General features: G+C 66.1%; 20 protein-coding genes. 11 read left to right on the top strand and 9 right to left on the bottom strand.

Going from position 1 to position 25,021, the window contains the following annotated elements; genetic code table 11:
• Positions 1–95 precede the first annotated feature (95 nt).
• The 3 genes from EV641_RS01195 (at position 96) to dxs (ending at position 4,263) form a co-directional block, all read left to right on the top strand.
• The gene (locus EV641_RS01195) at positions 96–581 is read left to right on the top strand and encodes a MarR family transcriptional regulator (protein ID WP_132470251.1); all 486 of its coding nucleotides are present in this window, start codon (positions 96–98) and stop codon (positions 579–581) included.
• Entirely contained in the window at positions 578–2,197 is a 1,620-nt protein-coding gene (locus tag EV641_RS01190) for an MDR family MFS transporter (protein ID WP_132470248.1), read from the top strand. The genes EV641_RS01195 and EV641_RS01190 overlap by 4 nt, the downstream gene beginning before the upstream one ends.
• A gap of 152 nt (positions 2,198–2,349) precedes the next feature.
• Entirely contained in the window at positions 2,350–4,263 is a 1,914-nt protein-coding gene (gene dxs / locus EV641_RS01185; protein ID WP_132470245.1) for a 1-deoxy-D-xylulose-5-phosphate synthase, read from the top strand.
• A gap of 24 nt (positions 4,264–4,287) precedes the next feature.
• Here the strand turns inward: dxs and EV641_RS01180 are convergent, their stop codons facing one another.
• The 5 genes from EV641_RS01180 to EV641_RS01160 all read right to left on the bottom strand — a co-directional run bounded on the left by EV641_RS01180 (position 4,288) and on the right by EV641_RS01160 (position 11,186).
• The gene (locus EV641_RS01180; RefSeq protein WP_277874471.1) at positions 4,288–5,691 is read right to left on the bottom strand and encodes a sugar porter family MFS transporter; all 1,404 of its coding nucleotides are present in this window, start codon (positions 5,689–5,691) and stop codon (positions 4,288–4,290) included.
• A 187-nt stretch (positions 5,692–5,878) separates the two neighbouring features.
• A complete protein-coding gene (locus EV641_RS01175; RefSeq protein ID WP_132470242.1) occupies positions 5,879–7,987 on the bottom strand; it encodes a 3-hydroxyacyl-CoA dehydrogenase NAD-binding domain-containing protein in 2,109 nt (702 codons plus the stop codon).
• A gap of 2 nt (positions 7,988–7,989) precedes the next feature.
• Positions 7,990–9,198, bottom strand: coding sequence for a thiolase family protein (locus EV641_RS01170; RefSeq protein WP_132470240.1), 1,209 nt, complete (start codon positions 9,196–9,198; stop codon positions 7,990–7,992).
• Positions 9,199–9,337: 139 nt separating this feature from the next.
• A complete protein-coding gene (locus EV641_RS01165) occupies positions 9,338–10,600 on the bottom strand; it encodes a ribonuclease D (protein WP_132470238.1) in 1,263 nt (420 codons plus the stop codon).
• Between the two features lie 10 nt (positions 10,601–10,610).
• Positions 10,611–11,186 carry a DUF3000 domain-containing protein gene (locus EV641_RS01160; RefSeq protein ID WP_132470235.1) on the bottom strand — a complete coding sequence of 192 codons (576 nt, stop codon included), beginning with the start codon at positions 11,184–11,186 and terminating at the stop codon, positions 10,611–10,613.
• Between the two features lie 117 nt (positions 11,187–11,303).
• Between EV641_RS01160 and hemE the strand changes: the two genes are divergently transcribed.
• The 6 genes from hemE to EV641_RS01130 all read left to right on the top strand — a co-directional run bounded on the left by hemE (position 11,304) and on the right by EV641_RS01130 (position 18,895).
• On the top strand, positions 11,304–12,401 hold the full coding sequence (gene hemE / locus EV641_RS01155; protein WP_132470232.1) for a uroporphyrinogen decarboxylase: 1,098 nt from the start codon (positions 11,304–11,306) through the stop codon (positions 12,399–12,401).
• Positions 12,398–13,756 carry a protoporphyrinogen oxidase gene (locus tag EV641_RS01150; protein ID WP_132470228.1) on the top strand — a complete coding sequence of 453 codons (1,359 nt, stop codon included), beginning with the start codon at positions 12,398–12,400 and terminating at the stop codon, positions 13,754–13,756. The genes hemE and EV641_RS01150 overlap by 4 nt, the downstream gene beginning before the upstream one ends.
• 5 nt (positions 13,757–13,761) lie before the next feature.
• On the top strand, positions 13,762–14,457 hold the full coding sequence (hemQ, locus tag EV641_RS01145; protein WP_132470226.1) for a hydrogen peroxide-dependent heme synthase: 696 nt from the start codon (positions 13,762–13,764) through the stop codon (positions 14,455–14,457).
• 29 nt (positions 14,458–14,486) lie between these two features.
• Positions 14,487–16,775 (top strand): molybdopterin-dependent oxidoreductase, encoded by a 2,289-nt coding sequence (locus EV641_RS01140; protein ID WP_132470761.1) that lies wholly within the window; start codon positions 14,487–14,489, stop codon positions 16,773–16,775.
• A 43-nt stretch (positions 16,776–16,818) separates the two neighbouring features.
• Positions 16,819–18,093 (top strand): serine hydrolase domain-containing protein, encoded by a 1,275-nt coding sequence (locus EV641_RS01135; RefSeq protein ID WP_132470224.1) that lies wholly within the window; start codon positions 16,819–16,821, stop codon positions 18,091–18,093.
• Between the two features lie 76 nt (positions 18,094–18,169).
• A complete protein-coding gene (locus EV641_RS01130; RefSeq protein ID WP_054717582.1) occupies positions 18,170–18,895 on the top strand; it encodes an HAD family hydrolase in 726 nt (241 codons plus the stop codon).
• Here EV641_RS01130 and msrB read toward each other — a convergent pair.
• The 3 genes from msrB to EV641_RS01115 form a co-directional block, all read right to left on the bottom strand.
• Entirely contained in the window at positions 18,858–19,286 is a 429-nt protein-coding gene (msrB, locus tag EV641_RS01125) for a peptide-methionine (R)-S-oxide reductase MsrB (protein WP_054717584.1), read from the bottom strand. The genes EV641_RS01130 and msrB overlap by 38 nt on opposite strands.
• Positions 19,287–19,363: 77 nt before the next feature.
• Positions 19,364–20,647 (bottom strand): glycosyltransferase family 87 protein, encoded by a 1,284-nt coding sequence (locus tag EV641_RS01120; protein ID WP_241996721.1) that lies wholly within the window; start codon positions 20,645–20,647, stop codon positions 19,364–19,366.
• Between the two features lie 60 nt (positions 20,648–20,707).
• On the bottom strand, positions 20,708–22,267 hold the full coding sequence (locus EV641_RS01115; RefSeq protein WP_199233092.1) for an alpha/beta fold hydrolase: 1,560 nt from the start codon (positions 22,265–22,267) through the stop codon (positions 20,708–20,710).
• Positions 22,268–22,442: 175 nt separating this feature from the next.
• On the opposite strand from EV641_RS01115, the gene zapE reads away from it, so the two are divergent.
• Positions 22,443–23,453: a cell division protein ZapE gene (zapE, locus tag EV641_RS01110; protein ID WP_054713331.1), complete on the top strand. Its 1,011-nt coding sequence runs from the start codon at positions 22,443–22,445 to the stop codon at positions 23,451–23,453.
• A gap of 101 nt (positions 23,454–23,554) precedes the next feature.
• Here the strand turns inward: zapE and EV641_RS01105 are convergent, their stop codons facing one another.
• Entirely contained in the window at positions 23,555–24,112 is a 558-nt protein-coding gene (locus tag EV641_RS01105) for a GNAT family N-acetyltransferase (RefSeq protein WP_132470218.1), read from the bottom strand.
• A gap of 364 nt (positions 24,113–24,476) precedes the next feature.
• On the opposite strand from EV641_RS01105, the gene EV641_RS01100 reads away from it, so the two are divergent.
• Positions 24,477–24,980 carry an alpha-isopropylmalate synthase regulatory domain-containing protein gene (locus tag EV641_RS01100; protein WP_054713324.1) on the top strand — a complete coding sequence of 168 codons (504 nt, stop codon included), beginning with the start codon at positions 24,477–24,479 and terminating at the stop codon, positions 24,978–24,980.
• The last annotated feature ends 41 nt before the right edge of the window (positions 24,981–25,021 follow it).

The raw sequence follows: 25,021 nt of genomic DNA, 5'->3' as shown, positions 1-25,021 counted from the left end.
GGTGTCCGATTCGCGAAGTAATTGCTTGCGGCATGCAACTAACTGTATAGTTGCATGCCGCAAGCAATTGATTTCGTAATTTTCGGAGGTCCGCGTTGACTGCTGTTCAACCCGACACGGTGCACGCGCTCGCCGACTCGATTTTCCTGTTCGGCCGAACCCTGCGTGCCGCGCTGACGCGGAGCGAGCCGGATCTGCTCCCCAATGCGCTCGCAGGCGTGCTCTTCCTTCTGGCCCGCACGGGGCAGTGTCGACCGAGCGTGCTGGCTGCCGAAATGCACCTCGGTCAGTCATCTCTCAGTCGGCACATCGGTGAGCTCGTCGACCGTGGGTTCATACGTCGGGATCCCGATCCCGACGACAAACGGGCACACCTCGTGACCTGTTCGCCGGAAGGGCTCGACATGCTCGCAGCCATTCGCGCTCGACGTACCGAGCGGCTGGCTGCTCAACTCGACGACTGGAGCGAGGCGCAGGTTGCCGACGCTCTCGATGTCGTCGCCAGGCTCGACGCAGCCCTGAGTCCCATCGCCGCCGCAGACGCGGCCACCACGACCGATCTCCAAAGGACATGTTCATGAGTACTACCGCCGTCACGGACGGAGCTTCGACGCCGCCCGGTCCCGGTCAGGATGCCGAGTCGCTGTTGACCCATCGCGAGATCCTCACGGTCCTCGCAGGCCTTCTCGCCGCATTGTTCACCGCGCTGCTCAGCAGCACGATCGTCTCGACCGCCCTGCCGACGATCATCGCCGACCTGCAGGGAACCCAGACCCAGTACGCCTGGGTGATCACCACGGCGTTGCTCGCGAACGCTGCGTCCACCCCGATCTGGGGCAAGCTGTCCGACCTGTTCAACAAGAAGCTCCTCGTCCAGCTGTCGATCCTGATCTTCGTCGGCGGTTCGGTGCTGGCCGGCCTAGCACAGGACGTCACCGTGCTCCTCGGTGCCCGAGTCATCCAGGGCATCGGAATGGGCGGTCTGACCGCGCTGGTCGTGGCGATCATCGGCAGCATCATCCCGCCGCGTGAACGCGGTCGCTACTCCGGTTACATGGGTGCAGTGATGGCTGTCGCCATGTCGGGGGGACCGGTGCTCGGTGGCGTGATCGTCGACAGCCCGCTCGGGTGGCGCTGGTGCTTCTACGTGTGCGTCCCACTCGCGGTCATCGCGCTGGTGCTCCTGCAGCGCACCCTGAAGATCGCGACGGAGCGCAAGACGAATGTGAAGATCGACTGGTTCGGTGCGACCTTGATCACCGCCGGTGTGAGTGTCCTGCTCATCTGGGTGTCGTTCGCAGGCAAGGAGGGCTACTACGAGTGGTTCTCCCTCGAGTCCGGCGCCTACGTCGTCGCAGGCTTGGCGTTGCTCGCCGCCACCGTGTTCGTGGAGTCGAAGGTTGCAGATCCGATCATCCCGCTGAAGATCGTCACCGAACGTACGACCGCGCTGGCGATCATCGCATCGATCGCCGTCGGAGTCGGCCTGTTCGGTGCCACCACGTTCCTCACCCAGTACTTCCAGACGGCTCGCAGCTTCAGCCCGACCGCTGCGGGTCTGCTCACAATCCCGATGGTCGCGGGCACGCTGGTGTCGTCGACCCTGTCGGGACAGCTGATCACCCGGTTCGGTCAGTGGAAGCCGTTCATCGTCGGTGGGGCTGTGCTCCAGTTCGTCGGGTTCGCGCTCCTCGGCACCATCGATCACACCACCTCACTCGTCGTCATCGGCATCTACATCGCGATCGTGGGCCTCGGCACCGGCATGCTGATGCAGAACCTGGTGCTTGCAGTGCAGAACACCGTGAGCGTGAAGAACATCGGCGCAGCGAGCAGCTCGGTCGCGTTCTTCCGCACGTTCGGCGGCGCCATCGGTGTGTCGATCCTGGGTTCGATCCTGGCGGCCCGTGTCTCCACTCTCTCCGCCGACGGATTCGCGAAGCTCGGAATCGACGCCTCGGCGTCGGGTGGGGGCAGTGCCAATCTGGATCTCGACGCGCTCCCCGCACCGGTCGCGGAGGTCGTGCATACGGCCTACGGAGACGCCACAGGTACGCTCTTCCTCGTAGCCGCCGGGTTCGCACTGATTACTCTGGTGGCAGTGGTGCTCATCCCGAACCGTGAGCTGCGCACCACGATCGACCTCGTCGACGAGGAGCCCGCGACCGAACGTCGTGCCCCGGCCGCCGAAGTGTGAGGAGGCATCGGCGAGGCGCACATGTGTCGCCCGACCTGTGCGTCTCGTGGATGTGAGTGATGTGACGGTCAGAACCGTGCCGCCGCTCCGTAGAATGCAGTAACTGCTCGCGCACCGCCGCGGGAATCACGATCCGGAGGGAGCTAGATCAGTTGGGTGTCCTGTCCCGCATCCAGTCACCCGACGATGTGCGTCGTCTCTCGCCGAGTGAGGTCACGCAACTCGCAGGTGAGATCCGAGGCTTCCTCGTCGAGAAGGTGGCGGCAACCGGGGGACACCTCGGCCCCAACCTCGGTGTCGTCGAGCTGACGCTCGCACTCCATCGCGTGTTCGACTCGCCGCACGACCCGATCCTGTTCGACACCGGTCATCAGGCCTACGTCCACAAGATTCTCACTGGTCGCAAGGACGACTTCGACACGCTGCGGCAGCGCGGTGGCCTGTCCGGGTACCCGTGCCGGGCCGAAAGCGAGCACGACTGGATCGAGTCGTCGCACGCGTCCGCCGCGCTGTCCTACGCCGATGGTCTCGCCAAGGCATACGAACTCGGTGGTCAGGACCGCACGGTCGTCGCAGTGGTCGGAGACGGAGCCCTCACCGGCGGAATGTGCTGGGAAGCGCTCAACAACATCGCCGCCGGCAGCACGCGCTCGCTGGTGATGGTGGTCAACGACAACGGCCGTTCGTACGCGCCGACGATCGGTGGTCTCGCCGAGCACTTGGCGGCGCTGCGTCTACGGCCCGGCTACGAGCGTGCGCTCGACAACGGTCGCCGCATGGTCAAGAAGATCCCGTGGCTCGGCGCCGCGGCCTACTCCGTGCTGCACGGGATGAAAAGCGGGATCAAGGATGCGGTGAGCCCGCAGGTGCTGTTCACTGATCTCGGGATCAAGTACCTCGGGCCGGTCGACGGCCACGACGAACCGGCCCTCGAAGCTGCTCTGCGCCGCGCGAAGGCGTACGGCGGACCTGTGATCGTGCACGCGGTCACCAGGAAGGGCGCGGGGTACGCGCCGGCCGAGAATCATGAGGCCGACCAGATGCACGCTACCGGAGTGATGGACCCGCGCACAGGACGCGCCACCTCGTCGTCGAAACCGGACTGGACGTCCGTGTTCGCGGAGGAACTCATCGCGCGTGCCGAATCCCGCGAAGACATCGTCGCGATCACCGCCGCGATGGCCGGTCCGACCGGGCTTGCGAAGTTCGGTGACCGATTCCCCGACCGGACCTTCGACGTGGGGATCGCCGAGCAACACGCGGTGACCTCCGCGGCAGGTCTGGCCCTCGGTGGTATGCACCCCGTCGTCGCTGTGTATTCGACGTTCCTCAATCGGGCGTTCGATCAGCTGCTCATGGACGTGGCACTGCTGAAGCAACCCGTAACGCTCGTTCTCGATCGAGCCGGGATCACGGGCACGGACGGCGCGAGCCACAACGGCATGTGGGACATGTCGCTTCTCGGCATCGTGCCCGGCATCCGCGTGGCAGCGCCGCGCGACGGCGCCACCCTCCGCGAAGAGCTCGGTGAAGCCCTCGCTGTCGACGACGGACCGACCGTCCTCCGCTTCCCGAAGGGCGCTGTCGGAGACGACCTCCCGGCGATCGAACGCCTCGACGGCACGGTCGATGTGCTGCGGATGCCGGAGACGCGGAGGGGCGACGTCCTGCTCGTCGCGGTCGGAGCATTCGCATCCCTGGCGCTCGACGCGGCCGACCGCCTGGCCAAGCAGGGCATCACTGCTGCCGTGGTCGACCCGCGGTGGGTGCTCCCGGTACCCGACGCGATGATCGACCTCGCGGTCGGATTCCGGCTCGTCGTCACCGTCGAAGACGGTGGAGTGCACGGTGGAGTGGGATCGGCGGTGTCCTCGGCCTTGCGCAACAACGACATCGATGTGCCTGCCCGTGACCTCGCGGTGCCCCAGCAGTTCCTCGACCATGCCTCACGCGGCGAGATCCACCAGCAGCTCGGCCTGACCGCGCAGGATGTTGCGCGTCAGGTCACGGGCTGGGTGGTGGGCCTCGACGGCAGTGATGCCTCGGAGACGATCGCGCAACGCTGAGCCGGCGGATCGCGTACTGCGGTGTCAGGTGTGCATGTCCTCGAGTTCCATGCCTTTGGTCTCCGGGATCTTCGACTTGACGAAGAAGAACGACAGCAGCGCGAAGAACGCGAACAGACCGTAGAGGAACCACAACCCGACCGACTCCGTGAGAGGCGGGAAGGCCAGGGTGACGGTGAAGTTCGCGATCCAGTTGGCGGCGGTACTCAGACCGAGTGCCAGCGCTCGCATCCGGTTCGGGAACATCTCGCCGAGCATCACCCACATGATCGGACCCCAGGTGGCGGCGAAGAAGACCACGAACGCGTTCGCGCCGATGAGTGCCACCGTGCCCCACGGAGCCGGGAGCTGTAGGTCGTCGCCGCTCCCGGTCGCCTGCGAGAACGCGACGGCGGCGAGAAGAAGGCTGACGAACATGCCGATCGACCCCACCATGAGCAGAGGTCGCCGCCCGATCTTGTCGACGAACAGAATCGCCACGAACGTCATGACGACGTTGATGACCGCGGTGATCACGGACGTCGTGAACGACTGGTTCTCACTGAACCCCACCGACTTCCACAGCGTCGTCGAGTAGTAGAAGATCGCGTTGATACCGACGAACTGCTGGAAGATCGCCATCGTGATGCCGACCCACACCAGGGACTGCAATCCGAAGACCGGGCCGCGGATGTCGTCCCACGACCGCGCCGTCTCGCGGCGCAGCGTCAGCCGGATCTCGGCGACACGTTCGTCCGGGTGGAGATCTCCGGTGACGTCGGCGAGAACCCGGGCGGCTTCCTCGTCGAGGTCTTTGCCGACCAGGAAGCGCGGGGACTCCGGGATCATCAGCGCCAGTACACCGTAGACGAGGGCGGGGACCACGCCCACGAGGAACATCCACCGCCACGCCTCCAGGTTCCACCACAGTTCGTTCGAGGCGCCGCCCGCGGCATTCTGCAGGATCGCGTCGGACAGCAGTGCGGCGAAGATACCCAGTGTGATGGCGAGCTGTTGTAGCGACGCCAGGCTGCCTCGGTAACGCGCCGGTGCGATCTCCGAGATGTAGGTCGGTGCGATGACGGACGCGATGCCGATGCCGAGGCCGCCGAGGACACGCCACAACATCAGGTCCGGCACGCTGAACGCGAGCCCCGAACCGATCGACGAGATCGTGAACAGTGCCGAGCCGAGCAACATGACCTTCTTGCGGCCCCAACGATCGGCGAGCTGGCCGGCGAACCAGGCACCCGCGGCACATCCGAGCAGCGCGATGGCGACGGCGAATCCTGTGAAGAACGACCCGAGCTCGAAATGTCCTTGGATGGAATCGACGGCTCCGTTGATGACCGAGCTGTCGAAACCGAAGAGGAATCCGCCGACCGCGGCGGCAACAGTGACCGCGATGACCTTGGCGGCGTGCCCGCCCGAGGGCTGAGTCATGTCCACCTGCTCTCTATGAGGTACCGATACGCGAAGCAGCTGTACTGCGCTGCGACAACTCGAAATTCCCGAATCGTCGTCACGGACAAACCGAATTCACGCTACGCCGTCGGCACCCTCCACGAGGGCGGATCGAAGAACGAGGGCGTGCCACCGACAGGTGACACGCCCTCGTTCTCGTGGATCGGAAACGTCACGACACGCTGGCGACTCCCGGTGCCAGGAAACGCTGTCCGTTGACCGCGTCGGACGCACCGGTGCGATCGAGGTACGGGGTGATCCCGCCGTTCCAGAACGCGAACCCGCCACCGAGGATCAGGCACAGATCGATGTCCTCGGCAGCCGCGACCACACCCTCGTCGAGCATGATGCGGATCTCCTCGGCGAACGCACGGCGAGTGCGGTCGAGTACCTCGTCGGCGGTCGACGGAGTGTCTCCCTGCGGCCACAATGCAGAGACCTCGGGATCGACGACCTGCTTGCCGCCCTCGTAGGACCACACACCGGGCTTATTCGCCGCGACGAGCGCTTCGAGTCCGGGGGAGGAGACGAAGCGATCCGGGTACGCGGCCTGGAGCGTCTCACCGGTGTGCAGCGCGATGGCAGGGCCGACGAGTGCGAGCAGCGTGAACGGCGACATCGGCATGCCCAACGCACCGACGGCATTGTCCGCCACCTCGAACGGGGTGCCCTCGTCCACCGCGGTCATGACCTCACCGAGCGTGCGGGTGACGAGACGGTTGAACACGAAACCGGGCTTGTCGCCGCACAACACCGCAGACTTCTTCAACGACTTCGCAGTGGCGAACGCCGTTGCGAGGGTCGCATCGTCGGTCTCGACGCCCTTGATCACCTCGAGCAGCGGCAGGACCGCGACCGGGTTGAAGAAGTGGAAGCCCACGACCCGCTCCGGGTGCTGCAGATCCGCGGCCATCTCCGTGATCGACAGCGACGAGGTGTTGGTCGCGAGAATCGTCTCGGGCGAGACGTGCTGCTCGAGTTCGGCGAACACGTTCTTCTTGACGTCCATGTTCTCGAAGACGGCTTCGATGACGAAGTCCGTCGTCGAGAAGGCCGCCTTGTCGAGAGAGCCGGACACGAGAGCCTTGAGACGATTCGCCGCGTCCGGGGACAGACGGCCTTTGCCCTGCAGCGTGTCGATCTCGGTGTGCACATAGCCCACGCCCTTGTCGATGCGCTCCTGATCGATGTCGGTGAGGATCACCGGCACCTTCAACTGCCGCACGAACAGCAACGCGAGCTGACTGGCCATCAGTCCGGCACCGACGATGCCCACACCGGTGATCTTCCGGGCGAGCGACTTGTCCGGAGCACCGGCCGGACGCTTGGCGCGCTTGTTGACGAGATCGAACGAGTACAGGCCCGCGCGCAGCTCATCGGTCAGCAGCAGGTCCGCGAGTGCTTCGTCCTCGGCAGCGAAACCCTTGTCGAGCGACGCGGAGTCCGAGATGTCCGTGCCGCGGGCGAGTTCGAGCAGCTCGATCGCGCGCAGGGCAGCGGGAGCGAAACCGCGGGTCTTGCCGTCGACGAGGGCCTTCGCCCGGGCGATCGCCGCATCCCAGCCGGCGCCGCGGTCGATCTCGGGGCGTGCCGGCGTGATCTCGCCGTTGATGACCTTCGTGGCCCAGGCGAGTGACTGCTCGAGGAAGTCCGCCGAGCCGAAGACCTCGTCGGCGTAGCCGAGCTTCTTCGCCTGCGCTGCGCGGATGGTGCGCCCGTTGTTGAGCGGGTTCTCGAGGATGAGCGTGACCGCGTGCTCCGGACCGATGATGTTCGGCAGCAACTGGGTGCCGCCCCATCCGGGGACGAGGCCCAGCATGGTCTCGGGCAGGCCCAGGGCCGGAACATTGTCCGCGACGGTGCGGTAGTGCGCGTGCAGACCCACTTCGAGTCCGCCGCCGAGCGCCAGACCGTTGACGAACGCGAACGTCGGGATCGACGACTCGCGTAGCTTCCTGAACACGTCGTGGCCGAGCGTGCCGAGCTCGACGCCCTGCGCGTGCTCGGTGACTGCGGGAACACCCTTGAGGTCGGCGCCGGCAGCGAAGATGAACGGCTTGCCGGTGATGGCGACGGCGGCGGGGTTCGCGGCGAACGCCTCGTCGAGGGCAGCGCCGAACGCGGTCAGGCCGGCGGGGCCGAACGAGTTCGGCTTGGTGTGGTCGAACCCGTTGTCGAGGGTGACCAGGGCGATCTGCCCGTCGAGGCCGGGAACGGACACGAATCTGGTGTAGGCGTTCGTCACGACCTCGTCGGCGAACAGGGACGAAAGATCGGTCATGACTATTTGTCTCCCTCGAAGTTCGGGTTCTCCCAGATCACGGTGCCGCCCATGCCGAGACCGATGCACATGGTGGTCAGTCCGTAGCGCACCTCGGGATGCTGCGCGAACTGGTGGGAGAGTTGGGTCATCAGGCGTACACCCGACGATGCGAGCGGGTGGCCGCACGCGATCGCGCCGCCCCACTGGTTGACGCGGGGGTCGTCGTCGGCGATGCCGTAGTGCTCGAGGAAGGCGAGCACCTGCACGGCGAACGCCTCGTTGATCTCGAACAGGCCGATGTCGTCGATGCTCAGGCCGGTGCGGGCCAGAACCTTCTCGGTCGCAGGAACGGGGCCGATGCCCATGACGGCGGGGTCGACACCCTGGAACGCGAAGCCGACCATGCGCATGCCGATCGGCAGGCCGAGTTCGCGCGCGGTGTCCTCTCCGGCGAGGATCGCGGCGGTGGCGCCGTCGTTGAGACCGGCGGCGTTACCCGCGGTGATCCGACCGGCGGGCCGGAACGGGGTCTTGAGCTTCGCGAGATCCTCGATCGTGGTCCCGGGGCGGGGCGGCTCGTCCTCGGTGGCCAGGCCCCAGCCCGCGCTCGAGCGGGTCGCGACGGGCACGAGGGTGTCGGCGATCCAGCCGGCTTTCTTGGCGGCGTCGTACTTGTTCTGGCTGTTCACCGCGTAGGCGTCGGTGCGGGCCTTGGTGATGCTGGGGAACCGATCGTGCAGGTTCTCGGCGGTGTTGCCCATGACGAGCGCGCTCGGGTCGACGAGTTTGTCGGCGAGGAAGCGGGGGTTGGGGTCGGCGCCCTCACCCATGGGGTGGCGGCCCATGTGCTCGACGCCGCCGGCGATGACGACGTCGTACTGGCCGAAGCCGATTCCCGATGCGGTGGTGGTCACGGCGGTCATCGCGCCGGCGCACATGCGGTCGATGGCGAAGCCCGGCACGGTTTCGGGAAGCCCGGCGAGGATCGCGGAGGTGCGTCCGATCGTCAGTCCCTGGTCGCCGGTTTGCGTGGTCGCCGCGACAGCGACCTCGTCGATGTGGGCGGGGTCGAGTTGGGGGTTGCGGCGCATCAGTTCCCGGATGGCCTTGACGACGAGATCGTCGGCGCGAGTGTCGGCGTAGATGCCTTTCGGGCCCGCCTTGCCGAACGGGGTACGTATGCCGTCGACGAAGACGACGTTGCGTTGGTTCGAGGTGGTGGAAGCCACGCGTTTTCCTCCCGGTGGAGCGGTGTCCTCGCCGACACGTTCCGCGGCGAGGCGATCGGACCGGGCACCGAGCGGCGACCGGACTCGGCACCACCTTACATCCTCATTACCGGTCAGTAACTTATGTGGGTGGAAGTGTCTACTGCTCGTCCGTGAGCGCCTTCGCGAGTCGGGGGACCGTGAGCTCACGCTGCCACGGACGTGCATCGCCTGCGGTGAACCTGGAGTCGATGTACTCGACCGTATCGGCGGTTGCGGGGAGATCCCAGTCCCAACACAGTCGCCGCACGAGTTCGGGGCTCACGAGATTCTCGACCGGGACCGAGACCTCCTCGCTCAACGCGGAGAGTTCGGTACGAGCGGCCGTGAGGCGGGCCGCGGCCTCAGGATGGTGGCGCGACCAGCGCGCCGCGGGAGGGGGTCCGTCGAACTGCTGTGTCAGTGGTGGAAGCTCTGAGTCGGGCAGTGCGCGGGCGCGTTCGATTGCCGAGATCCACGCCCGGGAGGAGCGGCGTTGACGCGGCCCGCCGAAGACGGGCAGCTCGCGGAGGTCTCCGATCGTCCGTGGAACGGCCTGTGCCGCTGCGACGATCGCGGAATCCGGAAGGATCCGTCCGGGGGCGATGTCGCGACGGGCGGCGATTTCGTCTCGCGTCGACCACAATTCACGAACGATCGCAAGCTTGCGGGCATTCTTCATCGCGTGGATCCCTGAGGTGCGACGCCACCGCTCGGGCTTCGGCTTCGGCGGGCCCGAGAGCCGGATGTGCTCGAATTCCTGTGCAGCCCAATCTGATTTGCCCTGCCTGTCCAATTCGGCCGCCATCTCGGCGCGGAGCTCGACGAGGATCTCGACGTCGAGCGCCGCATAGTTGAGCCACGAGTCGGGCAGCGGGCGTTTCGACCAGTCGGCGGCGCCGTGTCCCTTCTTCAGCTCGAGGCCGAGTGTCTGCGCGACGATTGCGGCCAGCCCGACCCGTGGGAACCCCGCGAGCCGCCCGGCAAGTTCGGTGTCGTAGAGCGCCGCCGGACGCAGGCCGAGTTCCTCCAGCCCCGGCAGATCCTGATCGGCGGAATGCAGAACCCACTCGAGTTCGTTGATCACCGAAGCGAGAGACCCGAGATCCGCGGCGGTCGGGATCGGATCGAGTAGGACGGTGCCCGCACCGTCACGGCGGAGTTGGATGAGATACGCGCGGGCGGAATACCGATAACCCGAGGCACGTTCGGCGTCGACTGCGAGAGGACCGTGGCCGCGCGCGATCAGTGCGGCGGCCTCCTCGGCGCCGGCCGCCGTGGTGACGACATCGGGGACACCGTCGCGCGGGGCCAGCAACGGCTCGCTGGCCGCAGCGGGGACGTCGTCCGAGGGGATCGGGTCGTGATCGTTTCCTGCCGACATGGCGGTGACTCTATCGCTGCAAGCGGGCGACCCCGACCGGTGGCAGCCCCGCCGCATACGCGAGGACCTCGCAGAACGCCTCGACGTGAGGCGCGAGAACCTCCGAGGTCGGCGTCCATGACGCACGCAATTCCAGCTGATGTGCGCGCGCCGGTCCCGCGATATCACCGAAACGCACCGAACTCGTCGAGGTCACTGTGCCCCCGAGCGCGGTGAGAGGTTGCTCATGGGCCTCGAGCGCATCGACGAGCCAGCTCCACGCCACCTCGGGTAGCAGTGGGTCGGAGGCCAATGACGCGTCGACATCGGCCTGGATGTACGAGACGAGCCGGGTGGTCCCGTGCCAGGCCTCGTCGCCGTCGGGGTCGTACAACAGAATCAGCCGCCCGAATGCGTCGCCTTCCGACTCCTCCGGAACCTCGGTCTCGTCGGGATGGAGCACCTCGGCACCGAGCGCATAGCTGAACGGAGCGAGTCGCTGCGGTGGCCGGATCGGCTCGACCTCGATCTCCGGGCGCACGGTGGCCGCCTTCATCGCGGCGACAGCAGCGCGAAAACGGGCCGGCTCGGCAGGCGAGGTGGTCACGCAAGCGGACGTTAGTGCCGGTGACCGAGCACACGCGGGAGGCGCGCCGATTCCAGCGAACCGGACACGCGTGGCAGCATGGGCAGCGACCCGTGCCTTTCGGAAGAACGAGGATCGATGACCGGCTTGGAGAACACGAACGTCGGCTCCACTGCGGCCACGCAGTACCCCACACGGCGGGCTCTCCCGCACGCTCCGCTGCTCGCCGCGGCGCGCGGCGAGCAACCGGCACACCGGCCGGTGTGGTTCATGCGTCAGGCGGGCCGCTCGCTGCCGGAATACCGCGAGATCCGAGCGGGTATCGGCATGCTCGAATCCTGCTTCGACCCTGAGCTCGTGTGCGAGATCACCCTGCAGCCTGTGCGCCGCCACAAGGTCGATGCAGCGATCCTGTTCTCCGATATCGTCGTGCCCCTCAAGGCGGCGGGCATCGACCTCGACATCGTCGCCGGGACCGGCCCCGTGGTCGCGAACCCCATCCGCACGGCTGCCGATGTGGCCGCGCTGCCGCATCTCGAGCAGGACGAGGTCGGTGCCGTCGCGCGCGCTGTGACCCTGCTGACCCGCGAACTGGGCGACACACCGCTGATCGGATTTGCCGGCGCGCCGTTCACACTCGCGTCGTACCTGGTCGAAGGCGGACCGAGCCGCAATCACGAACGCACCAAGGCACTCATGCACGCGGACCCGGAGACCTGGCACACACTGCTCGGCCGGCTCGCCGACGTCGCCATCGTCTTCCTGCGCGCGCAGCTCGAAGCGGGTGTCGACGCCGTCCAGCTCTTCGATTCGTGGGCGGGTGCCCTCTCGCTCGGCGACTACCGAGAATTCGTCATGCCGCATTCACAGCGGGTGTTCGCCGAGATCGAATCCTTCGGCGTTCCCCGAATCCACTTCGGTGTCGGAACGGGCGAACTCCTCGGCGCGATGGGAGAGGTCGGAGCGGATGTCGTGGGCGTCGACTGGCGGGTGCCGCTCGATGTCGCGGCGCAGCGTGTCGGCGCGGGCAAGGCCCTGCAGGGCAACCTCGACCCAGCGCTGCTGTTCGCAGGCCGGGACGTCGTCGACGCCGAGGTCCGTCGCGTGATCGCCTCGGCCGACCGTGCCCTCGCTGCCGGTGCGACCGGACACATCTTCAACCTCGGTCACGGTGTGCTCCCCGATACCGATCCGAGCATCCTCACCGGTGTGGTCGAGCTGGTGCATTCGCTGTGAGCGGGCCCGTCGTCGCCGTTGTCGGCGGTGGCATCACCGGGCTCGTTGCGGCATACCGGCTACGGGCCACCTTCGGCCAGGACGCCCGGATCGTGCTGCTCGAGCGGTCGGATCGGCTCGGCGGCAAACTACGTACAGTTCTGCTGGCCGGTGGTCCCGTCGACGTCGGTGCCGAGGCGTTCATCGGCAGGCGACCCGAGGTGCCCGCGCTGCTCGACGAACTCGGGCTCACCGAGCAACTCGTGCATCCTTCCGGGGCGCGCCCCCTCGTCTACGCGGGCGCGGCACTGCACCCCCTTCCTTCCGGAACATTGATGGGGATCCCCGCAGGTGCTCGGGAGCTCGACGGACTCGTCGACGACGACACCCTCGCCCGCATTGCGAGGGAGCCCGAGATCCCTCTGGACTGGGACAGCGACGGTGACATGTCGGTCGCGCAGTTGGTGGGGTCGCGATTCGGTGAGCAGGTCGTGCGCCGCAGCGTCGACCCGCTGCTCGGCGGCGTCTACTCCGGATTGTCCGACACCGCGGGAGTGCGTGCCACGGTGCCGGCCCTCGCGCGGGCCCTCGACGAGGGTGCGGCCAGCCTGACGGAGGCAGTCGCGCGTGCGCTGCCGGTTCCCTCCGGCAAACCGGTGTTCGGCACCTTGCGCGGCGGCTACGGAGTGCTCCTCGATGCGCTCGAGCAGGCGGCAGGAGCCGAGATCCATTACGGAACCACAGTGTCGAAACTGCGTCGTATCAGCGATCGCTGGTCACTCGATCCGGTCGGCGAGGTCGACGGCGTGGTACTGGCGGTACCGGCACCGGAGGCGGCGGCCCTGCTGGCCGGGTCGATCCCGGCCGCTGCGGCGCACGCCGCCGAGATTCCGCTCGCATCGTCGGTGACCGTCTCGCTCGCGTTGCCGTCGGAGGCGGCACTGCCGCAGAACTCGGGCATCCTCGTCGCGACCGGGGAGGAACTGTCGGCCAAGGCGTTCACCCTCTCCGGGCGGAAGTGGCCGCACCTCGCCGAGCGCGATGTCGCTCTCGTACGCGCGTCGTTCGGCAGGTTCGGCGACGACAGGCTCGTCGATGCACCCGACGAACAGCTGATCACCCTTGCCCGTGCCGATCTCGCGACCGTCACCGGCGTCGCCGACGAACCCGCGGCGGCCTTCGTGCAGCGGTGGTACGGCGGTCTACCCCAGTACCGGTCCGGACACACCGCGATCGTGGCGGCGTTCGAGCGGGAAATCGAGGGAATCGAAGGTCTCGCCGTGGCCGGCGCGATGCTGCACGGAGTGGGTGTCCCGGCGTGTGTCGAATCAGGCACAAAGGCCGCAGCACGGCTTGCGGCACGAATGGCAGGATGAGTGGCATGGCACGTCTCGATTTCGACAAGCTCAATTCCACACTTCGGTACGCGATGTGGTCGGTGTTCCAGGTCAGGCCGGGCGTTCTCGGTGACGACCGGACGGAGGCGATCGAGGACCTCCAGAAGTTCCTCGCCTCGTTCGAGGGCACCGACGTGATCGTTCGGGGGATCTACGACATTGCAGGGATGCGCGCCGACGCAGACTTCATGATCTGGACCCACGCGGAGCACATCGAGGATCTGCAGAAGTTCTACGCGGACTTCCGCCGCACCACGATCCTCGGGCGCGCGAGTACCGCCGTGTGGTCGAACACCGCGTTGCACCGGCCGGCGGAGTTCAACAAGAGCCACCTCCCGGCATTCATCGCGGGCGAGGAACCCGGCGACTACATCTGCGTGTACCCGTTCGTGCGGTCCTACGACTGGTACCTGCTTCCCGACGCCGAGCGCCGCAAGATGCTCGCCGATCACGGCAAGGAAGCTCGCCCGTACCCGGAAGTGCGGGCCAACACGGTCCCGGCGTTCGCGCTCGGAGACTACGAGTGGATCCTCGCGTTCGAGGCGCCCGCACTCGACCGGATCGTCGACCTGATGCGCGACCTGCGTGCCACCGAGGCACGGCGGCATGTCCGAGAGGAGACACCGTTCTTCTCGGGGCCTCGTGTCGCTCCTGAGACGCTTATCGCCTCGCTTCCCTGATGATGTCCGACGGGGCGCGGTCCTCCCATATGGCGCACTGGGGGATGTATGCGGCGGAGGCGCGTGGCGGCGAAGTCGTCGCAGTGCACCCCTTCGCCGGCGACCGCGACCCGTCACCCATCCTCGGGAACGTGCCGGGCTCGGTGCGGCACCGCGCCCGCATCGCCGGCCCGGTGGTGCGCCGCGGGTGGCTCGAGAACGGGCCAGGGCCCTCCACACGCCGTGGCAGCGACGAGTTCGTCGCCGTGTCGTGGGACGAACTGACCGAACTGCTCGCCCGTGAATTGCGACGTGTCGCGGATCGCTACGGGAATCGCTCGATCTTCGGCGGTTCCTACGGATGGTCGGCGCCCGGACGGTTCCATCACGCGCAGAGCCAGGTGCACCGTTTCCTCAAGATGTTCGGCGGATACACGCGGTCGGTGCACAGCTATTCGCTCGGTGCGACCGGTGTGGTGATGCCCCGCGTCGTCGGAACCCACTGGAAACTGTTCGCGCGCTCGACCAACTGGGATCTCATCGCGCGGCACACGGAACTGTTCGTGTGCTTCGGCGGTGTTCCCGTCAAGAACACCTCCATCAACGACGGCGGGAACAGTGACCACCCCACCCGCGATGCACTCGATCGGATGCGGGCTCGCGGGGGGCGAATCGTGTCGATCAGCCCGCTGCGTGACGACACGCACGGCGAGTGCGAGTGGCTCGCACCTCGGCCCGGCAGCGATGTCGCGATCATGCTTGCGTTGGCCTACGTCCTGGCCACCGAGGGCCTCGCCGACCGTTGCTTCCTCGACCGGTACTGCACGGGCTACGACAAGTTCGAGGACTATCTGCTGGGCCGCACGGACGGGGTCCCGAAATCGCCGCAGTGGGCCGCGGAGCTGTCGGGACTGTCCGCGCACACTTTGATCGAACTCGCACATCGAATGGCGTCCTCACGGACGTTGGTGACGGTGTCGTGGTCGCTGCAGCGAGTGCGGTACGGCGAGCAGGCTCCGTGGACCGGAATCACCTTGGCGGCCATGCTCGGACAGATCGGTGTACCGGGTGGAGGCTTCGGCCACGGGTACGGATCGATGAACGAACCGGGCACCGCGCCGGTGCCGTATCCGTTGCCCACGCTGTTCCAGGGCAACAACGACGTGGACGATTTCATCCCGGTGGCCGCGATCTCCGATCTGTTGCTGCGACCGGGGGAGAAGTTCGACTACGACGGCAAGCAGTACACGTTCCCCGACATCCGGCTCGTCTACTGGGCGGGCGGAAATCCGTTCCACCACCATCAGGACATCGGTCGCCTCCGCCACGCACTGGGGCGCCCCGACACGATCGTGGTCCACGATCCGTATTGGACACCGATGGCCAAGCACGCCGACATCGTCGTGCCCTCCACCACGACCCTCGAACGCAACGACCTGACCTGCACGCGCAGCGACCCCTTGCTGGTTGCGATGCAGGCGGCGGTACCCCGATTCGAGGACGCCCGCGACGACTACGATACGTTCTCGGCGCTCGCGTACCGGCTCGGTTTCGGCGACCGGTTCACCGAGAAACGCAGCGCGCAGGAGTGGCTCGAGTATCTCTACGGGCAGTGGCGCGGATTCGTCCTCGCGGACCCCGCCAGAGTCGAGGATCCGCCCGAGTTCGACGGGTTCTGGCGTCGTGGTCACGTGCGGATGCGTACCGAGGACGATCTGACGTTGTTCGAGGAGTTTCGCGACGACCCGCAACGCGACCCGCTGCGGACCCCGAGCGGCCGCATCGAGATCTTCTCCGCGGACATCGACGGGTTCGGCTACGAGGACTGCGCCGGCCATCCGAAGTGGTACGAGCCGGAGGAGTGGCTCGGAGGCGCACGTGCCGAGCAGTTCCCGCTGCACCTGATCGCGAATCAGCCGCGCACCCGACTCCACGGCCAGCTCGACCACGGTGCGGTCAGCCAGGCCTCGAAAATTCGGGGGCGCGAGCCGATCCGGATGCATCCCGGCGACGCCGCAGCGCGCAACCTCTCGGAAGGTGATGTGGTGCGGGTGTTCAACGACCGTGGTGCCTGCCTCGCCGGGGTGGTACTCGACGACGGGGTGCTGCGCGGCGTCGTCCAGCTCTCGACCGGTGCGTGGTACGACCCCGTCGACCCGCAGGACCCCGGGTCGATGTGTGTGCACGGAAACCCGAACGTGCTCACCGCCGACGTGGGGACCTCGCGCCTGTCGCACGGCTGCACCGGGCAGCACGTGCTCGTCGAGATCGAGCACTTCGACGGTGAACTCCCACCGATTCGGGCATACGACCCACCGACCATCCGGCGTCGTCTGTGAAACACGTCACTATTCGAGTGATGTCGCAGTAGTCTGAATACTCATGAAGCGCCGTGCGGTAAGCGATCGTCGTCTGCGGGCTGCCGGCGCCGCAGTCGCAGTGGTTCTGTTCGCCGGTGCATGCGCGGATTCGGGGGACGACACATCCTCCGCCACATCGGCAACGGAAACGGCGACGGCCACGACATCGGGTTCCGAAGCGCCCGCGGCCGGGACCCCGAGCCCGGTGGATCAAGCCGAATTGCAGTCCGCGCTCGAGTCGGGCGCGCAGGAATTCCTCCTACCCGGAGCGGTCGCGCTGCTGCGCACGCCGTCGGGCACGATCACCGCGACCTACGGAACCACCGAGCGTGATGGAGGCGATCCGGTCTCTCTCGACGATCACATCCGCATCGGCTCCAATACGAAGACCTGGACGGCGACCGTCATCCTCCAGATGGTGTCCGAGGGTGCACTGTCGCTGTCGGATCCGGTGTCGGAACACCGGCCCGATGTCCCGAACGGCGAGAACATCACCATCGAACAGCTTCTGAACATGAGGTCGGGCCTGTACAACTACAGCGAGACCCCGGAACTCAATGAGGCACTCGACAATGATCCGGAGCGGGTCTGGGAGCCCGATGAACTGCTCGCACTCGCCTACGCCCACCCGCCGTATTTCCCGCCGGGGGAGGGCTACCACTACTCGAACACCAACTACATCCTGCTCGGCCTGATCGCAGAACAGCTCGATGGCCAGCCGTTGTCGGATATCTTCGACGAACGGATCTTCCGGACGACCAGGATGACGAATTCGTCGTTCCCGGACGCTACCGAGGTGGCGCTCCCCACGCCCTATTCTCACGGCTACTTCTTCGGCACCAACATGCTCACCCTCACCGATCCTGCTCTGCCCGAGGAAATGCAGACCGAAGCCGAAAACGGAACCCTTGCCCCCACGGACGTCACGAACACCGATCCGTCGTGGGCGTGGGCCGCCGGGGCGGGTATCGCGACTGCGAACGACCTGGCGACCTGGGTCGAGGCGCTCACCGACGGTTCGGTACTCGATGTGGACCTGCAACGACAGCGGATGGACAGCATCCTCCCGACCGACCCGTCCGTGCCCGACTCGGCAGGCTACGGCTGGGGGATCGCCAAGATGGGACCGATGTACGGGCACACCGGCGAACTGCCCGGATACAACTCGTTCATGGGATCGGATCCTGAGAACGGCATCACGCTCGTTGTCTGGGCAAACTTGGCGCCCGGCGTCGACGGCCGTGATCCGGCCTCTACGATCGCTAAGGGCTTGATCGACGGAATGTACGCCGACTGAGAGCAGCTCGGTGTCGGCACCGAGTATCAGACTTCCATTCGTCTGTTGTCAGCCACCGTTGTTAGCCTTTCGAGGTATGGGCACGACTTCGTTCGACGCCGTCCTGTTCGACTTCTCCGGCACGCTGTTCAGGCTGGAAGAGGACGACAGCTGGATGGAGCAGATCACCGACAACGCTGGTGCACAGTTCGATGTGCACCAGCAGGCCGAATTGATGCGACGCCTCACGGCCCCGACCGGGCAACCTGTCGAGATGGACGCCGAAGAGCATCACGCCTGGACCAATCGTGACCGCGACCCGGCGTGGCATCGGGAGGCCTATCTCACGGTGCTGAGGAAGTCCGGTGTCGCCGACCCACAGCAGGCCCAGAATTTGTACGCGAAGGTGACGGACCCGGCCTGCTGGACCGTATATCCCGACACGGTCCCGGTGATCGAGGCTCTGTCGGGCGAGGGCTACCGAATCGGGGTGCTCAGCAACATTGCCTTCGACATCCGGCCGGCCTTCGCCGTACTCGGTGTCGACGATCTCGTCTCGGCGTTCACGTTGTCGTTCGAAGTGGGGGCTGTCAAACCGGAACCGGAGATCTTCCGGTACGCCGTCGAGACGCTGGGAGTCGATCCCACTCGCACCCTCATGATCGGCGACAGTGAGAAGGCCGACGGTGCCGCCCGCAAGATCGGATGCTCGTTCGAGCTCGTCGAACCTCGTCCCACCGCCGAACGACCCGATGCATTGTGGAGAGCACTGTCGGCCGCAGGCATCAGGCCTTCGGAACCAGGCGCAGGGAAATCGAGTTGATGCAGTACCGCTGATCGGTGGGCGTCGGATAGCCCTCACCCTCGAACACGTGGCCCATGTGGCTGTGGCACGACGCGCACAGAACCTCGACCCGCCGCATTCCGAGGCTGTCGTCGGCACGCAGGATCACGGCGTCGGACTCGGACGGATCGAAGAACGACGGCCAGCCACAGTGGGAATGGAACTTCTCCGAGCTTCGGAACAACTCCGCACCACACGCGCGGCACTCGTAGACGCCCTCGGTTTCGGTATCGGTGTATTCGCCGGTGTGCGGACGTTCGGTACCCGCCTGGCGCAGCACCGCGTACTCGGCCGGGGTCAGCTTGGCGCGCCACTCGTCGTCGCTGAGCGTGACCTTCGGTGCGGGTTCCGATCGGGGGGTGCTAGTCATGGTATCCACGCTAGCGGTGCGCGAGTGACTGTGCCATCAAGTGGGTGCGGCCACGAGGCGGATGACGAGGCGTCAGGTCAACGTGTTGTGGTTTCGTGCTCCGGTTCCTGGTCCGGCTTCGACCGGGCCATGGTCTCCGACTCGGCCGAACGCAACAGGTGCGACGGTTCGATACCACCGTCGAGACGACCCTCTCGGCGCGCGGCCAGATAGCGGTCGAAGAGGACTGCGAAGACCACGATGAGCAGCAGGGACCAGCCGAACGTCGTCTTCATGTACTCGGCCGCACGACCGGCCTCGACCCAACGTCCGGACAGCCATGAGTCGTAGCTGAGGAAACCGTAGACGGCGAGCCATGCCGGCCAGTTACGCATGACCGAGTTCGGAAGCAAGACGGTCATGAGCAGTGGGAACAGCATCATCGAGTAGTACATCTGGCCGAGCGAGCTGAGCAGGAACGATGCACCCAGAAGCACGCCGGTGCTCGTGCACACGAAGAACAGTTCGTCGTCGCGGCAGTAGCGGTACAGCAGCCACATCGACGCCACGAACATCAGCCCGAGCACGACCCGCAGACCCGCGACGAGCCAGCCCGGCAGTCCGTAATACATGCCGTTGCCGACGATCGCGCTGTTGAAGTAGTCGCGCGACTCGAGCAGGTACGGCACAGTGTGCTCGACGAACTGCCATGCGTCGACCGACAACGGCCACGCGATGGCAGTCAGTGCCAAGGGAACACCGGCGGCGGTGACGAACACCTTCCACTGGCCTCGCACCAGCGGTAGCAACAGCAAGGGCGCCAGAATCGGTTTCACTGCGAAGGTGAGGCCGAGTGCAACACCCGCCCACAGGTCGCGACGTTTGAGCAACAGCGTCAGGAACGCCACCTCGCCGAGCAACACGAGGCCGTTGATGTTGGTGAAGACGAGAGTGTTGGTCACAGTCTCGGATGAGAACGCGGCCAGCACGAGGATCGGCGCGACCGGAGAATCGAGACGCAACCCGAACATCCGCAGCAGCAGATAGAGGGCAATCAGGATCGCGATCGCGTTCGCGAGGATGAACAACCACCGGGAGCGCTCGGGATCGATTACGGCAATCGGTGATATCAGCAGCGTCCCCGACGGTGGATACAGGTAGTGCGGATCCACCCAATCGAAGTTGGCGGTGTATACCGGGCGACGATTGAGGAACGCCAACGCGGCCTCGTACACTGGCTTGAAGTCGTCGGTCCGGAAGCCGTTGACAGCTTTGATGACGACCCGATGCAACACCGTCAGTACGGCCAATGGCCATACGACGCACTTGACCACTTCCGCTGTGGTGCGGGCGGTGCGAGGCTCGAGACTGCTGAGGAACACTACGGCACGGTACACCGCAATCGGACCGAACCACGCATCCAGGGACTCTGCAGGCTGCGATCAGGCCGGGCAGAGGCTCCCGTTCGGTGGAAGCACACCATCGGCCACATATGCCTCGGCGCGGCTCTGGGCACACGTCGAATGGAGTGTCGCCGAGTATCCGGCGCCCTGCCATGCCAGAGCCGTCCATCGGATACCGCTCGCAGTCAGTGCTCCTGTGACCGATTCCAAGCCGGCGTTTCCGACGATCGGATCTGCGGCCGCACTGGTGACGAGCACCGGTACGTCGAGGGCTGCCGGGAGCGGCGGCGGCGCCATGCTCGGCCACGCCGCACACGACGTCGCCGCGACGGCGGCATCTCCACCGAACAACGGATACGACGTGGACCAGATCTTCTGTAGTTCAACGGCGCGCATCGCGGTCGGCCATCGCTGCCCGTCGCTGCATTGCGACACCCACTGGCCGTCCGTCGACAGCATCGCCTCGGCTGCCCCCACGGATTCGAGCAGTGGCATGACGTCGCCGTCCCGGGCGGCGGCCAGCATGTCGGACAACTCGCGGATGCGGGCCTGCAGGTCTGCGCGGGGTGTACCCAGGAAGGCAGTGATCGCTGTCAGAAGCGCATTCGACGACACCGGCGCGAGCAGGCCATCCGCTGCGCGACCGTAGAGTTCCTCGATCGCTCCGCGAGGATCCGGCCCCAGTGAGCACTCCAGGGCAGCACATCGGCGAGAGAATTCGTCGACGGCGGCCTCCGCCCCTCGCGCACTGGATTCGGCGAGTAATTCGGCGTCCGCGGTCGCTGCGGAGGGTGAGTCCAGGATCAGCCGCCCGACACCACCCGGATAGGCGGCTGCGTATGCCAGCGCGACGGTCGCGCCGTTGCCGATACCGAGCAGACCCAACCGGTCGACATCCCAGGCGCGGCGCAGCTGCTCGATATCGCTGGCGGCATGCGATGCACCGAACATCAGTTGCTGCGGTTGCAGGTAGTCGGTGCACGAGATGGTCGCCTGTCGACCGAGTTCGGCGACGCGATCGGACGCATCTCCGCTGCGACCGAATTGCCCGAGGTCTGCGAGGGCACGGCGATCGGCCCCGAAGATGCAGTCGATCTCCTGGGACATCCCGAGCCCGCGACGGTCGACAGCGACCAGCGGGCGGGCGGTCAGGATCGCCGACATCGGGCCGGTCGCGAGTGCGGCGAGCGCCCGGCTCGACGGAAGATCGGAGCCGGTCGTCACGACCAGTGGCGCGACGTCGTCGGGAGTATCGGCGATCCGCGCCCGGAGTACTCCGAGCGGGAACGATCCGGGTACCGCGCCCGTGACGTCGATCGGTGTGGGAACTTGTGCACATTCGAGAACAAGCCCGGTCGGGCCTGGTGGCAGTCCGAAACCGCCGATCGTTTCGGCCGTGCAGTCGCGCCAGGCGAGGTCGCTCGGCGGTACCGGAAGTTCGGTGGCGCCCGGGTCGCTCTCTTCGGGCTCGGCCGGTTGCTCGCCTCCCACGTCCTGGACGACCGCCACGTCGGGACGGATCGAGGGACCCGCTCCGCATGCGGCCACCACCGACGCAACTGCGAGCCAACACACAGCGAGCACCCCGGTTCTGCGCATGCGGACAGCCTGCCAGGTGCGCGTAGCTGCGGTGTGCACCGGTGCGCCCAGAAGGGGACGAGGTGTACCCCTGTCATGCTCCGATGCGGTGAACTCACTGTGAACGGCCTGTGAAGTAGATCCCATTACCCCGTCCTGTGCTGGATGTGCCATTCGCCGCCACTATCCTGGTGTGATGCACGAACGTCTCGTCGACCGGAATCCGGTGGTGCCCGCAGACCAACTGGTGGCGCAAATGGTGCCGCCCGCGATGTTCGACGAGGTGAGTTTCGCGTCGTACATCCCGGATCCTGAGGAGCCCAGCCAGGCAGCTGCCGTGGCCGCAGCCGAGGCGTTCGTCGGGAAGGTCGGGAAGATCCGCAGTGGTAAGCGCGGGCTGTTCGGCCGCAAGGCGCCGTCCACGGGTGCCGGTCTGTACCTCGACGGCGGGTTCGGTGTCGGCAAGACGCACCTCCTCGCCTCGATCTTCCACAGTGCCCCTTCGCCCAAGGCATTCGGCACGTTCGTCGAACTCACCCACGTCGTCGGTGCCCTCGGCTTCAACAAGGCCGTCGAGGAACTGTCGAGTCACAGCGTGCTGTGCATCGACGAGTTCGAACTGGACGATCCCGGCGACACCATGCTCGTGTCCCGGCTGCTGACCGAGCTGTCGGCACGTGGGGTCTCGATCGTTGCCACCTCGAACACCCTTCCCGGTCAGCTCGGCGAGGGCCGGTTCGCGGCGCAGGACTTCCTCCGCGAGATCAAGAAGCTCGGCTCCATCTTCGAGACACTCCGCGTCGACGGCCCCGACTACCGTCACCGTGATCTTCCCCCCGCGCCCGAACCGGTCGACTCGAAGGTCCTCGTCGAACGAGCCAACGAGGTTCCCGGCGCGACGCTCGACGATTTCGACGAGTTGTGCGCCCACCTCAGCACGCTGCACCCCTCGCGCTACGGAAAACTGGTCGAGGGTGTGAGCGCGGTGTTCCTCAACGGTGTCCACCCGGCACAGGATCAGTCCGTTGCCCTGCGACTGGTGGTCCTCGCCGACCGTCTCTACGACGCGAGTATTCCCGTGACGGTGGCGGGCGCGAAGCTCGACGAGATCTTCACGCCCGAAATGGTGGCCGGTGGCTACCGTAAGAAGTATCTGCGCGCCACCTCGCGTCTGCTCGCGCTGTCGCGCTTCGAGGTTCCCGCCTGACCTCGCGGTCCGATCGACGGGCATGTCCGCAGCCCAGACTCCCGCAGTTCGGATGCCTCTGCAAGTCTGATGATGTGACTGCAACCGTGATGCAGCGCGCCCTACAGGGTGCGCTGCATCACGTGGTCGTCGTGGATCTGCGACCCCACCGTGAACGTGCGCTCACCGACGACGTCGAACCCTTCCTTCGCGTAGAAGCGACGCGCTCGCGCATTCTGCTGATTGACTCCGAGCCACAATCCGGCGTGACCGGCTGAGCGGCCGAGCTCGACGATGGCTGCCATGAGCGCTTTCGAGACCCCCGTACCGTGCCGGCCCGGGAGGACGTAGAACTTACTGATCTCGATCGCCGGGCGCGCGGTGATCATCTCGGCGATTTCCGGGTCTTCGGGAGGAGCATCGATTGCCATCAGATATCCGACGATCTCACCGTCGACGGAGGCTTTGAGAACGATCCGTGTCGGGTCCGTGAGGTACTCGCTGAATCGTTCGGCCGTGAGTGTGGCCTCGATGAAAGCGGCAACGTCCGCGCTCGTCGAATCGGGTGGGCACGCCAACGGAAATGTTGCTGCCGCCACGTCGGCGATGCTCTCGGCGTCCCAGATCCCTGCACGTTCCACGGAAATAGGTGCGGTGGTTTCTTCGAGTGGTGTCGGCATGATTCCAGTGAACCAGCCGACGAGGCTCGACGTACGCCGGCCCGGAAAGTGCCCGGATATGGCTGAACCCCAGCCTTGGATGGGGGGTCATGGCTGGGGTTCATTACCATCGGGGGGGATGGCACTTCCCACGATACATGAGGGATTCCTCAGCTTCCAAGTTGCGGCTCTGTTCGTGCGGTCACGGTTTCGTCACATGATTTCCGGTCAGAGGTTTGCACTCGTCACATCGAGGTTCTAAGGTGGGCGTCATGAAGCGCGTACTCGTAGTTCACCGCCGTAGCGGGGTCTGATTCGGACCGACCCCTCGCTGCGGGTCATTGAGCTACGTGTCGGTCCTCCCTTCTCGTGGAAGACCACCCCGATGAACGCTTTCGATTCCACTTCTTTCGATTCGGCCGCTTCCCTCGCGTCTGCTTCGTCCCGTGACCGTACCTCCGAGCGATCGTGGCGGGATCGTCTGCCCCTGCCGTTGCGGGCTGATGCTGCGGGACTGACCTGGGAACGATTCGCTGCCGTCCACGCGCCGCAGAACGGTCCGGTGCGGCTCGGTGGATGGACCGTCACTGCGCAGGCTGCGGGTCGCAGCGAATACGAGGCGACATTCGCGGTGGATGCATCGATCCACACGGCGTCGGCTGTCGCGAACGGTCCTGTGGCGGGAATGACCGCGATGCTCCACGATCTCGGAATCAATCTCGAGATCCTCTCGTTCCATCAGCGCGAACTCGGTGGAACGCGTGCGACGTTCCTCCTCTGTCGCGAGGGGGAACAGCAGAAGTGGGCCTTGGGTATGGGGCAGACTGCGACCGAATCCACCCTGCGCGCCATGATTTCCGGAGCGAATCGGCTCGACGCCGCGCGTTGACCGAGAAAGTGAAGTCCCCCTTCGGAATCCGAAGGGGGACT

Origin of the sequence: Rhodococcus sp. SMB37, from assembly GCF_004345605.1 — a bacterium.
GTDB lineage: Bacteria > Actinomycetota > Actinomycetes > Mycobacteriales > Mycobacteriaceae > Rhodococcus.
The sequence above is the reverse complement of the archived record's forward strand: the minus strand, read 5'-3'. Positions and strand labels throughout refer to the sequence as shown.

Excerpts from the sequence above, each read along its gene's own strand:
- EV641_RS01140 (WP_132470761.1), top strand. The coding sequence starts at position 14,487 with ATGGCGCACTGGGGGATGTATGCGGCGGAGGCGCGTGGCGGCGAAGTC.
- EV641_RS01105 (WP_132470218.1), bottom strand. The coding sequence starts at position 24,112 with ATGCCGACACCACTCGAAGAAACCACCGCACCTATTTCCGTGGAACGT.
- EV641_RS01100 (WP_054713324.1), top strand. The coding sequence starts at position 24,477 with ATGAACGCTTTCGATTCCACTTCTTTCGATTCGGCCGCTTCCCTCGCG.
- hemQ (WP_132470226.1), top strand. The coding sequence starts at position 13,762 with ATGGCACGTCTCGATTTCGACAAGCTCAATTCCACACTTCGGTACGCG.
- zapE (WP_054713331.1), top strand. The coding sequence starts at position 22,443 with ATGCACGAACGTCTCGTCGACCGGAATCCGGTGGTGCCCGCAGACCAA.
- EV641_RS01165 (WP_132470238.1), bottom strand. The coding sequence starts at position 10,600 with ATGTCGGCAGGAAACGATCACGACCCGATCCCCTCGGACGACGTCCCC.
- hemE (WP_132470232.1), top strand. The coding sequence starts at position 11,304 with ATGACCGGCTTGGAGAACACGAACGTCGGCTCCACTGCGGCCACGCAG.
- EV641_RS01190 (WP_132470248.1), top strand. The coding sequence starts at position 578 with ATGAGTACTACCGCCGTCACGGACGGAGCTTCGACGCCGCCCGGTCCC.
- EV641_RS01175 (WP_132470242.1), bottom strand. The coding sequence starts at position 7,987 with ATGACCGATCTTTCGTCCCTGTTCGCCGACGAGGTCGTGACGAACGCC.
- EV641_RS01135 (WP_132470224.1), top strand. The coding sequence starts at position 16,819 with ATGAAGCGCCGTGCGGTAAGCGATCGTCGTCTGCGGGCTGCCGGCGCC.
- EV641_RS01130 (WP_054717582.1), top strand. The coding sequence starts at position 18,170 with ATGGGCACGACTTCGTTCGACGCCGTCCTGTTCGACTTCTCCGGCACG.
- EV641_RS01115 (WP_199233092.1), bottom strand. The coding sequence starts at position 22,267 with ATGCGCAGAACCGGGGTGCTCGCTGTGTGTTGGCTCGCAGTTGCGTCG.
- msrB (WP_054717584.1), bottom strand. The coding sequence starts at position 19,286 with ATGACTAGCACCCCCCGATCGGAACCCGCACCGAAGGTCACGCTCAGC.